10 protein-coding genes are annotated in these 12,289 nt (G+C 42.5%); 6 read left to right on the plus strand and 4 right to left on the minus strand.

Translation table 11 applies throughout. The annotated features are described in order from the left end of the window. A partial coding sequence (locus ACTS60_RS11235; RefSeq protein ID WP_440888302.1) for an Ig-like domain-containing protein occupies positions 1–1,742 on the minus strand: 1,742 nt, incomplete at its 3' end. A gap of 441 nt (positions 1,743–2,183) precedes the next feature. Between ACTS60_RS11235 and ACTS60_RS11240 the strand changes: the two genes are divergently transcribed. The 4 genes from ACTS60_RS11240 to ACTS60_RS11255 all read left to right on the plus strand — a co-directional run bounded on the left by ACTS60_RS11240 (position 2,184) and on the right by ACTS60_RS11255 (position 6,681). Continuing rightward, positions 2,184–3,455 (plus strand): TolC family outer membrane protein, encoded by a 1,272-nt coding sequence (locus ACTS60_RS11240; protein WP_440888507.1) that lies wholly within the window; start codon positions 2,184–2,186, stop codon positions 3,453–3,455. Positions 3,456–3,457: 2 nt separating this feature from the next. Next, complete coding sequence (locus ACTS60_RS11245) at positions 3,458–4,072, plus strand: OmpA family protein (RefSeq protein WP_440888303.1); 615 nt, start codon at positions 3,458–3,460, stop codon at positions 4,070–4,072. 109 nt (positions 4,073–4,181) lie between these two features. Then, on the plus strand, positions 4,182–4,535 hold the full coding sequence (locus ACTS60_RS11250) for a DUF2750 domain-containing protein (RefSeq protein ID WP_010448080.1): 354 nt from the start codon (positions 4,182–4,184) through the stop codon (positions 4,533–4,535). 178 nt (positions 4,536–4,713) lie between these two features. Continuing rightward, positions 4,714–6,681 carry a diguanylate cyclase gene (locus ACTS60_RS11255; protein ID WP_440888304.1) on the plus strand — a complete coding sequence of 656 codons (1,968 nt, stop codon included), beginning with the start codon at positions 4,714–4,716 and terminating at the stop codon, positions 6,679–6,681. On the opposite strand, the gene queC is transcribed toward ACTS60_RS11255, so the two are convergent. Both queC and queE read right to left on the minus strand, forming a co-directional pair. Then, entirely contained in the window at positions 6,638–7,336 is a 699-nt protein-coding gene (gene queC, locus ACTS60_RS11260; RefSeq protein ID WP_440888305.1) for a 7-cyano-7-deazaguanine synthase QueC, read from the minus strand. The genes ACTS60_RS11255 and queC overlap by 44 nt on opposite strands. A gap of 14 nt (positions 7,337–7,350) precedes the next feature. Continuing rightward, a complete protein-coding gene (queE, locus tag ACTS60_RS11265; protein ID WP_440888306.1) occupies positions 7,351–8,001 on the minus strand; it encodes a 7-carboxy-7-deazaguanine synthase QueE in 651 nt (216 codons plus the stop codon). A 164-nt stretch (positions 8,002–8,165) separates the two neighbouring features. On the opposite strand from queE, the gene ACTS60_RS11270 reads away from it, so the two are divergent. After that, entirely contained in the window at positions 8,166–8,975 is an 810-nt protein-coding gene (locus ACTS60_RS11270; RefSeq protein WP_440888307.1) for a Cof-type HAD-IIB family hydrolase, read from the plus strand. Between the two features lie 67 nt (positions 8,976–9,042). On the opposite strand, the gene ACTS60_RS11275 is transcribed toward ACTS60_RS11270, so the two are convergent. Continuing rightward, a complete protein-coding gene (locus tag ACTS60_RS11275; RefSeq protein WP_440888308.1) occupies positions 9,043–10,476 on the minus strand; it encodes a bifunctional NUDIX hydrolase/phosphatase PAP2 family protein in 1,434 nt (477 codons plus the stop codon). Between the two features lie 918 nt (positions 10,477–11,394). Between ACTS60_RS11275 and ACTS60_RS11280 the strand changes: the two genes are divergently transcribed. Then, a complete protein-coding gene (locus ACTS60_RS11280) occupies positions 11,395–12,258 on the plus strand; it encodes a universal stress protein (protein ID WP_440888309.1) in 864 nt (287 codons plus the stop codon). Positions 12,259–12,289: the final 31 nt, after the last annotated feature.

Genomic DNA, 12,289 nt, shown 5'->3' on the forward strand with positions numbered 1-12,289 from the left:
GCAGTCACGGCGTTACCTGCGCCATCGGTAATGGTCACCGACGCAGTGATAGCTTGGCCATCGACACCAACCAGTTTGCTGGCATCCACATCCGCGCTAAAGCCAAGCTTGCCATCAGCTAGCTTGATAACTTCCACTTCAGCCAGCAGGTTATCGCCCAATTTCAGTTGAACCGTATCACCTTCAACAACTTCACCACCTACAGTACCGGTAAGAGTGACTTGGCCTGTCGCTTCGGCTTGGTTGATAACGTTGTCGTCACCCACCACGATTGGATCGAGGTCGATACTCGCCGTCGGCGCATCCACATCGACTAGGTAAGTTTCAGTGTCACTCTTCTCAACGCTGTTGCCCGCTTCATCGGTCACGGTCACTGAGGCGGTGACTGACTTGCCATCAAAGCCGACCAAGTCGCTGGCATCCACGTCTACGCTGAAGCCAAGCTGGTCATTGCCTAGGTCAATCACTGTCACCGTGGTCAGAAGGTTTTCACCAAGCGCTAAAGTAACGGTATCACCAATTTTCACATCGCCGCCTACCGTACCTGACAGCGTTACTTTACCTGTGCTTTCTGCTTCGTTAATAGTGTTGTCGCCACCCACCACGATTGGGTCGAGGTCGATACTCGCCGTTGGCGCATCCACATCGACTTGGTAGGTTTCAGTATCAGTTGCAGTCACAGCATTACCTGCACCATCAGTAATGGTTACCGACGCTGTTACAGACTGGTCGTTGAAGCCCGCTAATGCGCTAGCGTCAACATCCGCGCTAAAGCCAAGATTGCCATCAGCTAGCTTGATAACTTCCACTTCAGCCAGCAGGTTATCGCCCAATTTCAGTTGAACCGTATCACCTTCAACAACTTCACCACCTACACTACCAGTAAGAGTGACTTGGCCTGTCGCTTCTGCTTGGTTGATAACGTTGTCGTCACCCACCACGATTGGATCGAGGTCGATACTCGCCGTTGGCGCTTCGTTGACTGGAACTGTTACCGCATCTTGGCCTGGCTCAGAAGTATTACCTGCCTGATCCGTAATCGTAGCGACAACGGTCAGCGTTTCACCTTCTGCCGGAACCGGGTATTGCAGTGTGACACCATTATCTAAATCGTTTTGTGTAATGACTCGATCTGGCTGACCAGTCACACTGAGCGTATCGCCCACTTCTGCATTAGCTGGCAAGGTAACCAGTACATCAACCAAACCATCAATTTCATTGTTTTCAAGCGAGCCATCGTTGTTACTGTCTTCAGTTATCACCACCGTTGGAACGCTCGGTGCCAGTGTATCTGGATTACCGCTTGCGGAACTTATAACTTGGTTGAAGTTAAGATATGCTTCGAGCAATGACAGTGTTTGAGTTTGTGACACACCAAGATCTTGAAGGCCAGAGGTTTGAAAATCTGTCGCGGCTAAAATTTCAGATGCACTTCTTTCAAGTGTCGCCGTTAGTTGATAGCTAGAACCATTGGCAGTACCTGCTGCCGTAGCAAACTCTTCGCTGAGTTGGGTTGGATCTTGCCCCGATTCTAGAGTTTCAATAATTTGAGCAATATCGTCGCTGATATCAGTACTTTGTTCATCTTTCACGAGCCCCACTTTCAATTCGCTTTGACTAACTCGCTCCACGATAATCTCACCGTTACTTGGCTGCGAGCCTTCGGAGAGTATGCGTAACTGACCATCTAAACCTATTACAACCACTTGCTCTTGATATGAAACTAAAGATGTACGATCCATGATACTATATGACCTTTTGCTTGCGTCAAACTTTTGACTAGTAATGCTTAATAGTTATATATTGCCTTAATGCCAGTATTATTAACAGCACGTTAATAACTATTTTCATTCAATAGGTCACATATTTACCAATGAACCTGCCCCATCAAAATCGTGATGTTAGTTCAGAACTTATGGCAATTTAAATACTGAAAACTATAGAAACATATAGAAACAATACGTGAAACCTATCATTAACTTGTTTAAGGTAAAGCGCTTGGTAACATTTTATTAATATTCAAGCGATTGTATTGTTGATTATGTAACTCAATGTACGTTAAATTATTGACACAACGAACGACGCTCATCATTAAGCACGCAGATCTGAGCATTCACCAATAAAAATCACTTAGGAGCAACGAAGTGAAGTGGACTCCAGCCAAGCTGATTAGCCTCAGCGTGATGGCATCTTTTTCAACAGGTGCGCAAACTTTAGAACAGGCTGTTGCCAATAGCCTTCAAACCAACCCAGATATCAAAGGTGCGTTTAACGAATTCGTTAGCAAAAAATATATAAACGAAGCAGCCACAGGAGCCTACCTGCCGAGTGTTGATCTAGACGCAGGCATAGGTTACGAGCGTGTAGACTCCGCCGACTCTGACCGTGATGTAACTGACTTAACACGTAAAGAAGCAAGCATTACTTTCACTCAGCTAATTTGGGATGGTTCAGCCACCCTAAATAATATGGATAGAACGGCAGCAGATGCAGAATCCTTGCGCTATCAACTGTTGGCAGATGCCCAAGACATGGCATTGCAAGTTGCAAAGGTCTATTTAGATTCTGTAAAAGCGTACGAGATCTTAACACTCTCTGAAAACAACTTAGCAGTACACAAGAAAATCTATCGAGACATTAAGAAACGTGTTAACTCTGGGATCGGCTCTACCGCAGATTTGACACAGGTTGAGGCTCGTTTAGCTAAAGCGCACGGTAACCTTGCTGCGGCACAGAATAACTTATTTGATGCACATACCATGTTTATGCGCATTGTCGGCCAATCACCTCAGGGCCTTGTGTTTCCAAGAGCAGATCAGAACTTTATTCCGTACACAATAGATGAAGCGATAGGTAAGGCGTTCGAAGAACATCCAGTCATCAAGATTGCAAAAGTGGATGTAGACTCTGCCAAGTTCCAGTATAAGCAATCTAAAGGTAACTATTACCCGACAGTGTCTGTAGAGGCTTCACAGACATGGCGAGATGATGCTGGAGGCATTGAAGGTGACAGTAATGAGACCAGTGCTATGCTACGCATGCGCTATAACCTGTTTAATGGTGGCAGTGATAGTGCAAATGCAGAGAGCTTTGCATACCAGTTAAACAAAGCAAAAGACTTAAGAGAGAGAGCTTATAAGAATGTAGAGGAAGGCTTAAGACTTTCATGGAGCGCTCTAGATCTAACACTTCAACAAAAAGAGTTTCTGTCAGACCATGTGGATTCTGCAGCTAAAACTGTTATTGCGTATGAAAAACAATATCGCATAGGAAAACGTACTCTCCTTGACGTCCTCAATACCGAGAATGAACTGTTTGAGGCACGAAAAGGTTATCTTGATGCTAAATATGCTGAGCAATACGCAAAATATCGAGTAATGAATGCTACTGGTCAGTTACTCAATGCATTGAGAATTGACACTCCCCAAGAGTGGAAGCAGAAGGTGGAATATTAATTATGCGAAAATTGACTTTTTTACTTAGTCTGATGCCGTTAGCTATTACTCTACCTACCCATGCCCAAGATGAATACGCTTACCAAGCGGCGCCAGTCGCGCTCCAATCGGCAGATCTACAAGATGATGATTCTGACGGTGTAATCAACGAGAGGGACTTGTGCCCAGGAACACCCTTAGAATCTGAATTAGACAACGATGGATGTGGTCAGTACGTTAAATCATCGGAAAAAATGCAAATACGCGTTCTTTTTGCTAATGATTCAGATGAAATTAACCCTGTCTTTAGAAAACAGATCAGTGACATGGCTAGTTTCCTAAAAGAATACCCATCAACGTCAATTGAACTTCAAGGCTACGCAAGTAAAACCGGGACTAGTCAGCACAACTTTGAATTGTCGCAAAGGAGAGCAGAAAACGTCAGAAATCTTCTTATAAACTTTGGCATTACTCCAGAACGCTTGCGAATTGTCGGCTTTGGCGATACTAAATTAGCCTACCAAGGAAGCGATGAAGTTAGCCATGCCATGAATCGAAGAGTGACAGCGACAGTAGTCGGTTACAAAGGTAACGTAAAAAAAGAATGGACAATCTTCACAGCTTTACCGAAAAGCTAGCACTGAAGTGTTGAATAAGTAGGCATCTTTGATTCAAAGACTATTTATCATTGGGGGAAAGTTGAGTTTAGTGTTACCCTTAACATGTTCTAACAATGAGAGTTTTGAAATGAGCAAACTTACATCAGATATCCAAGCAAACTTGGATCTTTTTGTTGCCGAAACAAAAGAAAACCAATTGGTTTGGGGTTTACGTAACGAAGAAGGTTGGCTATCTTGCGATTCAACTGAATTCGAAAACAGCGAAGTTATGCCGTTTTGGTCGTCGAAAGAAGACGCACAAGCGCATAATGTTGAAGAGTGGGCAGATTTTGAAGTCTTAGAAATCCCTCTTGATATCTTTGTTGAAGATTGGCTTCTAACTCTTGCTGAAGATGGTGTTTTAGTTGGTACAAACTGGAATGCCCAACTTGAGGGTAAAGAAATGGAACCTCAAGACCTTGCGAAACTATACATCGCATAAAACCCCATTTGATTGTTAAGCCTCGCGCATATGCGGGGCTTTTTATTATCTCTTTTTCAGTGACATATTTTCCGCAAGAAAATAATCCCAATCATCAGCTCTACGTCACAAAGCCCCTTATGCAAATGGTATATCATTCCGCCAATAATAATTTAGAAAAATTAAGGTTATATGCACTATGCGCAAGCTTTTTCTTTTTTTTACTCTGCTCGCCATAAGCGCTCCTCTATCCGCTGAAAACGCCCAAAGTATGACAAATTGGCACTCAGTCTATCAGCGCACGGTAAAGACAAACAAAGAGCTGGCTCTCAACATGCTTCAAGACAGATATCATGCTGTCAGCTCAACCGCGGAAAAGCTCTACATTAGCGGGTTAATTCTTGACTACATGTTTATGCTTAATCAGCCTTACTTTGGCAACAACCAAGCCGAAGATGGGAAAGCTGCGCGTGTGGAATCCAATTATTTGAATGCGATTGCAAACCGAAAAAAAGGTAAATATGACTTATCGGTAAAAAAATTTACTGAGCTTCTTAATATAGCGAAGGCTGATTCTGACTTACCGATGAAAGCCCTCTTCAATTACCAGTTGTGTTACACGCTCAACGAACAAGGCAGATATCATCAGGCAAATTTTTACTGTTCGTCGCTAGAAGCAGCATTAGCAACGGGAAGTTTATCCTTCCTTCCTTTAGATCTTGCTTACAGGGTAATTGCAAACAACTACGATCATAGAGGCAACTATCAAGAGGCACTATCAAAGTACGCAATATTACTTAACCTACTACCTGAGAGCAGCGACCCTACTGGCATCTACAATGATGCTGCTTTACTAATGATAGAAGTAGGCCAATATGACCAAGCAAAAGATTATTTACTCCAAGCGCTATCTATAAGGAAAGCCAAGGGGTCTCCGTTAGAAGTTGCTCAAGTAGAGCATAGTTTAGCAACCCTATTTAGAAAGACTCATGAATATCAGTTAGCTACTCAACATTACCAAAATGCGTTGCTTATATTGAAAGAAGAGCGTTTTTACTATGGGTTGGGTCTAACATACTTAGGTTTAGGCTCCACGATATTGGAATCCGGTGATCTTGAGCGTGCTTTACCATATCTAGAGGAGGCACTCCACCTAGGAAAGCAAACTCAAAACCATCGCCTACAACTCGAAAGCCACATTGCACTCGCTGATGCGTACTTATCAGCAAACGCCCTGTCACAGGCAGAGACCAACGCTAGAAGTGCACTCTCACTTGGAAGTAATAGTTCGGCGCCTTCACTACAAGCACAGACTTTGCTTATCAGTTCAAAAATCGAACAACAGCGAAAGAACTTTAAGTCTGCTCTTTCTTACTACGAGGAATACGCAAATCTTGAGCTTGCAACAAGGGATGCGAGCAACATCAAGGCTATAAAAGCTCTAGACTTAACCAAAAAAGAACTTGAGCACGAGTTGAAGTTAACTGAGATTAGAAACCTTAGAGATTTAAAGCAGCACGAGTTCCAAGAGCTTAAGTATCAACAACGTGCATATAACTTTGTAATTGCTTGTCTTATTATAGCCATGGGTGCCCTTTGGTTCATACATAAGAAGGCAAAAACAAGAGCGCAAATTGACGACCTGACTGGTGTCTTAAATCGAGCTTCAGTAATAAAGAAAATCAAAACTAAAGCATCAATCAGTGGAAGTGAGAATAAACACGTACTCGCGTTGTTAGATCTCGACAAGTTCAAAGATATTAATGATATATATGGCCACCCTACTGGTGATAAGGTATTACGCTATATCTGCGATAGCTTGACTGCAAAGTTACACAAAGGTGAGTTGATTGGCCGATTAGGGGGAGAAGAATTTATACTTTTACTTACGAACGTCGATGAGGTTGATGTGCCTTTCAGAATTAATAGTTTGCATAAAACGATTTCTGAAAAGCACATCTATTCTGAAAGTAACCAAGCGCTCAAAGTTACCGCAAGCATGTCCTATTTATCGACCTCAAAACCGTTGAAAGACTTTGATGAGCTTTATTCAATACTTGATCAAGCCCTGTATCAAGTAAAGAAAACGGGACGAAACTCAGTCATTGATGCCTACAATGAGCCTATTGACCTTCCACCTTCTGCTTTTCAACCAAAGAATGCATAACAGCTGCTTTGTTGTTTAGGTAGTCGTCTAAGCCCGCTTTGCGCAGGTCGCAAGACGGGCAATCACCACAACCATCACCGATGATGCCGTTGTAACAAGTTAACGTGTTTTCGCGGACAAGTTGCAACGCGTCATATTGATCGGCCAACGCCCATGTTTCTGCTTTGTTCAACCACATCAATGGCGTTTTGATTTCAAACTGACGATCCATGCCTTTAACCAACGCACTGTTCATCGCTTTTACAAAGTCATCACGGCAATCTGGGTAACCACTAAAGTCTGTTTCACAAACACCCGTAATTACCGTTTCTGCGCCAATTTGGTACGCGTAGATACCAGCAAGAGTCAGGAACAAGATGTTGCGGCCAGGAACGAAAGAGTTCGGTAAACCATTTTCTTGTAGCTCATGTGAAACTGGAATGTCATCACGTGTCAGAGAGCTGATAGCAAGTTCATTCAGTAGACCAACATCCATCACTTTATGTGCAGCGACACCAAGATTTTTTGCGACTTTCTCTGCCACTTCAATCTCCAGCTTATGACGCTGGCCGTAGTCAAATGTAATGGCATGTACTTCGTCAAACTCTTTTAACGCTTGAACCAGACATGTTGTAGAGTCCTGTCCACCACTGAAAACAACCACTGCTTTTTTCATCTTTCTCTCCGAGCTTAAGCAATACTTAGGTATTTATGAGTTTGAACCGACAGACGCCAGTTGCGAGCAACACAGGTATCAATACACAGTTGAGTCGCACGAGGCTTTTGACTGATAGGCTGAAGTGCGATCACTGCCTTCTCACCGATCTCTGCAGACGCCAATAACACATCCAGTTGATCGATGTCTTTTTGGGTGCCAACTGGGTGCTTGATTTCATTTGCGCGTTCTAATGCACTTTTGAGTACTGGTAGCTTCCCTTTCATTGCGACTTTAGGTGACACCGTCACCCATGTACTTTCTGAAGTCACTACCTCTGAAGTACCACTGGTTTCGATTTGGCATTGACAACCCATTTCTTCAAATGCAGCCGTCAAAGCACGTAAATCATAAATACATGGTTCACCACCAGTGATCACAATATGCTTCGCATTGAAGCCCTGCTTTTTGTATTCAGCTACGATGTCTTCTGCCGAGGCGAAGCACCACGTTGGAGAATCCTCTGTTTTCACCAAAATATCACCGATCTGGCGCTGGTCTTCCTCTTCTGCGTACCAAGTCTGTTTAGTATCGCACCAAGAGCACCCAACCGGACATTCCTGCAAACGCACAAAAACCGCTGGTACACCAGTGAAAACCCCTTCCCCTTGGATGGTTTCAAACATCTCATTTAGCTTATACAACGTAGAACTCACTCAACTCATTATACTTCGAGGCGAAGACCTTAATGGAGAGGCGCACTCAGGTCAATTTAAACCAAAAATAAATTGTTAAAATAGGTTGTTTTGTAGTTTCATACTCAGGTTCCCAATTTTTAAGGTAAGTAATGATGTACAAACTGATCGCCCTAGACATGGACGGTACGCTGTTAAACAGTGAAAAAGTAATTTCTGAAGAGAACAAACAAGCGATTGCTAAAGCTCGTGAAGCAGGTGTCACTGTAGTCCTTGCCTCAGGCCGCCCTCTTGAAGGAATGCAAGACAAACTAGACGAATTGAACATCGATTCAGACAAAGACTTCGTTCTGTACTACAACGGCTCAATGGTAAAGAACATTGGTACTAACGAAATCATCCACCAGCAAATCATCGATGGCAAAGCAGCGAAGAAGATCGCACGTAAAGCACGAGAGCTTGGCGCCCATGTTCACGCATTCAGCCAAGAGCACGGTCTAATCACTGAAGAGAACAATCCTTACACAGATATCGAAGCGAAGATCAACGGCCTTGAAGTTACCGAAATGAACTTCGACGCTCTAGAAGATAATCACGCGATCATTAAAGCGATGATGGTTGCAGAGCCAAGCAAACTAACTGAAGTGATTGCGGCTTTACCTGCGGAGTTAAAAGAAGAGTTTACGGTAGTGCAAAGCGCGCCTTTCTTCTTGGAGTTCTTAAACCCATCAAGTAACAAAGGCATCGGTGTTTCGGCGATCGCTGAATACTTGGGTATCAAAGCTGAAGAAGTGATTTGTATGGGCGATGCAGAAAACGATCACCATATGCTTGAGTACGCGGGCCTCGGTATTGCCATGGCAAATGCGATGGAAGAGACCAAACGCATCGCAAACTATATTGCCGAGAGTAATGATAACCACGGTGTGGCTAAATCAATCGAGAAGTTTGTTCTCAACGCTTAATGACCCACGCCCTCTTCTTCTGAAAGGCTAGATAGCAAAGAGCCTCGCGTTAATGCGAGGCTTTCTTTTAGGACAAGACCATTTTTTTCAGAGTCAGCTTTCGTGCGATAGCGACAAAAATGAGCATCAATAATGGGTATTTCAATGTAGTTGCAATTAAAGACCATAAGCCACTATAAGCGACTAACTGGCTTAGGTAATCCACCACCTGATTAGCCAATAACAGGATTAACATCAAATACAGCATTTGTTGGAAAGTCAGTTTGACCTCTGTATCTTTAAATGTCATCACCAGTGCAGAAGCAGTCATCAGTATTGCTAACCAAACTACAAACACAGGAAGCGGCCAAACTACTGAAATAACTGCTGTAATAACAGTAACCGTAAACCAAATCCCTTTCGCACATAGAAGCTTATCAACATCAACTTCGGGGTTACTTTCCAACCTTAAAATATGCCAAGCAACCAGTGAGCCAAATACAGCACCTATCAACATGTCCAATATAAATGCAGTACCTAGATAGAACTTACAGAACATCACCAAAACGGTTAACGTAACTGCGCCCATCGTTGTACGATTAATCCCGAATGATTCAGTTCGTTGGAATATAAACATGCCAACACAGAACCAAACCGCAATTGGAAGGCTTGGGAAACTAAATCCATAGCTCTTAGTTAACTCTGCCATCGGTAAATATACATGTGGCCTAGGTAGAGAAAAGCCTTGTTGGGCGACTAAGGACATTATCGAAGTAATTGAGACTGCAAAGAAAAGACGGTACACAAACCGACCATCGAAACGCATCATTACATATGGGAATAGCAGTAATAACATGACTGGAGAAGTCAGAAAAGTCACCGCCTTCGCAAAGTTACACGCAGTATTTTCACTGGTTGCTGAAAAAGACCCAATGTAGCTTTGTAGGTTAGTCATCCAGTTAAGCTCTAACTGGCGAAAGCTAGGTGCAGACTCAACCAACTGGCTAACATACACTACGTCTTGGTTGGTCGCTTCTTGGATAAAGGATTTTACCTGTTGCCACTGGCTCTGATATCGATAAAGGCTCGAAGGCAATAATTCTGCTTGCATTAACATCGTAGAAGCAACTTCTACTCCATAATGAGGAGCGAACCAACTCGGCATTTCGTTAGCATCAAGCATGTTGTTTTGAGAAAAAGCAATAATTTCAGAGTCAGATATACAATCATAAATGACTGCTGTCTCAGTTCTTCCAAGCTCCTCTCCAACGGTCACTGACAAACCAGCTTCTTCCCATGTTTCTCGCTGGGCAGCAACCTTCGCAGACTCCCCGGCAATGATAGTTCCACCAGGTAGGGAAATTCGGTCTGTCAGAATTTCATGAACTAAAACAACCTTGTTGTCGGCTCTAACAACGCAAAGCGCACCTTTTACAGAAGGAGAATCAATAGCAGCCAATACGTTTCCTGAAACAAGGGATGACAGCAACAAAAAGATGAGAATAAACAAAGATCTCAGCACAACAAAACCTATAATAATACAAAGCTACGCAGCCCTATAATGTCCAAGCTACAAATATTTTTCGACAAAAATTAAGTAACGAATTGTAGATTTGCTACCTAACGCATGTTCGCTATAACAACGATAGAAACTGAATTTCAATTGACTTAGCTCAGACACTAATCTAGTTGAGCGCGAGATTCTGCCAGCAATATCAGGATTATGTCAGAAATTTTGACATGGAAAATATCATTTCTCAATAGTGGAACACTACCATGGCAAACAAGATTCATAATACAAATATGAGCAAGCACAAACACAATGGCTCGCATATTAGTCCTATATTAACGGAAGAAGACGACTGATTTTAGCTCCAGACCTTATATTCGAACTCTAAGCCAGCGATAAACAAGTAGCGGGAAATAGCATAGCCGCTATTTTCATATCTCGGATGAATAAAATCATAACAATAACCGCGAACTTTGATGCCACCATCCACATAGATGGTGAAATATTGCTCATACCATGTGCCACGTTGGTGCCAACATTAGAATAACAGTAAAACAAGTATTTTTTCGCTGATATACCAAGACAACACACTGTCACCTTCAATTCACAGCAAACGACAGATCATTGGGAAAAACACGACATTTCACGATCGTCGACATATTTGGATTCAAACTTGATCCCTTAGTCAACGGTCAGAATATTTTGCGTCGGAATTTGTAACCTAGCAACCATGATTATTCCAATATTGGAACATACGCTTGTCGACACAGTACACAGCTAATATATTGACTTTACAATGCATGAATTCCCTCCCCCCTTCTTGTATTTTTTCTCCTAGACTTGAGTAAGTTAGGTAGTAGAAGTCTTAGATTTTTGATTAATGTGTATAGCAGTATTCTCAACAATCACTGATATAGATAGGAGATAAACATGCCAACCGTAGATTTACTTCTGAAAACTTCAAGTATTCCGTCCAGAAAGGTGCTAATGAAAACTCTTATCTACGCCTCTAAAAAAAACTCACCGATCAAAATTTATGGAGAAGATTATCGAAGGAGCGAAGATAAAACTTTTTTTGATTTCATCAGTGATAGCGAACGAAAAACCAAACGTACAACCGATCGGTACTTAAATTGGACCATTCAAGTGCTTGAAAAAGTCACTCTTATAGCAAAAGAAGAAGACTTAAAGTTCGAGCTAGATTTTGTACATTTAGACGGACGGAAATGGATCTCGCAACTTATTAGAGAATCCAGTAATAACAACACACTTTTTGTTGATGCTAAGAGCATTAATGTAACACATGAACTAATGTCAGTTTTAATAACTGAGAACAAAAACTTGTTCTTACTCACTGACAAGTCGTGGTCAACATCAACCTTAGTGCTCGGAGCGATCGATCCATTACACAGGGACGACGAGAGCGGCACCATAGATCGTGCCATCATCAAAGCGGGGTTACGTCTTTCTGATACACTGGCACAAAGCTTCAAGCTTGTTTATTGCCAATATGTCGCAGAATATTTGACAGAGTTCCGTCGAGAAATTTTGCAAAGCCAGAAAGAAGGCGTACTAGAATTCCTTAAAAAGAAAAACCTTAACTCGGTACCCCTTACCTTCATCAAAGGAAATCCAGATTTCGCGCTCGCTGAAGCGGTGAAAATACACAAAGGATCCATTTTGATACTAGGCGCCTGTCGAAGAAGTAGCGCATCTCGTTACTGGATGGGAAGTACGGTGGACTGCCTACTAAAAGCCCCTCCTTGTGATATGCTACTCATCGCTGAGCAATAGAAAATAATCAGATAACTCTCCCTCTATTACA

The sequence above is a fragment of the Vibrio sp. WZ-1 genome (assembly GCF_052037695.1).
In the GTDB taxonomy this organism is placed as follows: Bacteria; Pseudomonadota; Gammaproteobacteria; order Enterobacterales; family Vibrionaceae; genus Vibrio.

What these genes read in the sequence shown, in the direction of transcription:
- ACTS60_RS11255 (WP_440888304.1), top strand. Translation starts at nt 4,714, where the DNA reads ATGCGCAAGCTTTTTCTTTTTTTTACTCTGCTCGCCATAAGCGCTCCT.
- ACTS60_RS11250 (WP_010448080.1), top strand. Translation starts at nt 4,182, where the DNA reads ATGAGCAAACTTACATCAGATATCCAAGCAAACTTGGATCTTTTTGTT.
- ACTS60_RS11270 (WP_440888307.1), top strand. Translation starts at nt 8,166, where the DNA reads ATGTACAAACTGATCGCCCTAGACATGGACGGTACGCTGTTAAACAGT.
- ACTS60_RS11240 (WP_440888507.1), top strand. Translation starts at nt 2,184, where the DNA reads ATGGCATCTTTTTCAACAGGTGCGCAAACTTTAGAACAGGCTGTTGCC.
- queE (WP_440888306.1), bottom strand. Translation starts at nt 8,001, where the DNA reads ATGTTTGAAACCATCCAAGGGGAAGGGGTTTTCACTGGTGTACCAGCG.
- ACTS60_RS11245 (WP_440888303.1), top strand. Translation starts at nt 3,458, where the DNA reads ATGCGAAAATTGACTTTTTTACTTAGTCTGATGCCGTTAGCTATTACT.
- ACTS60_RS11280 (WP_440888309.1), top strand. Translation starts at nt 11,395, where the DNA reads ATGCCAACCGTAGATTTACTTCTGAAAACTTCAAGTATTCCGTCCAGA.
- queC (WP_440888305.1), bottom strand. Translation starts at nt 7,336, where the DNA reads ATGAAAAAAGCAGTGGTTGTTTTCAGTGGTGGACAGGACTCTACAACA.